The following is a 652-nucleotide window of genomic DNA, read 5'->3' as shown; positions in this document are numbered from 1 at the left end:
ACAAGGTAGCCGTACCGGAAGGTGCGGCTGGAACACCTCCTTTCTGGAGAGACGAATTTCCTATGAAGATTTAGGAACAGGATTTAAAAGTTCGCTTCTCTTCTTGTACGCACCATCTGTTTAATTAAATACAGGAGACTGGGATTCCTTATACATTATATAATATATAGGGATGGCTCAAGCAAAATGGTTCAACTCCACAATCTCCACTCTAAGGTTGAGTAAGACAAGTGAATTCTTCACTCTTCGTTCTTCACTCTTCACTTAAAAAGATCTTTGACATATTGACACAAGCAAAACTGTAAGTAATGAACTTTAGTTCAGACTAAAGTAAATCAAATCGCAAGATGAGATTTCACTTTGTTAGAATACAGCTGAAAGTATGAGCTACTTATTCGTTATTCGGAAACGAGTAACAAGAATACAGTCGTAAAGAAAGTAAGAAAGGGCGTATGGCGGATGCCTAGGCTCACGGAGGCGATGAAGGACGTGATAAGCTGCGATAAGCTTCGGGTAGGTGCAAATAACCTTTGATCCGAAGATTTCCGAATGGGACAACCTAGCCGTCTGAAGGACGGTTACTCTTACCAGTGTAAGAGAGCTAACGCAGGGAACTGAAACATCTTAGTACCTGCAGGAAGAGAAAATAAAT

The 652-nt window shown here is 40.6% G+C and carries 1 rRNA gene; it reads left to right on the top strand.

Features of this window, described 5'->3' with window-relative positions:
• Window positions 1-432: 432 nt before the first annotated feature.
• Window positions 433-652, top strand: a 23S ribosomal RNA gene (locus KSW37_RS15695); the annotation flags it as partial.

The organism is Segatella copri (assembly GCF_019127135.1).
In the GTDB taxonomy this organism is placed as follows: domain Bacteria; phylum Bacteroidota; class Bacteroidia; order Bacteroidales; family Bacteroidaceae; genus Prevotella.
The sequence above is the reverse complement of the archived record's forward strand: the minus strand, read 5'-3'. Positions and strand labels throughout refer to the sequence as shown.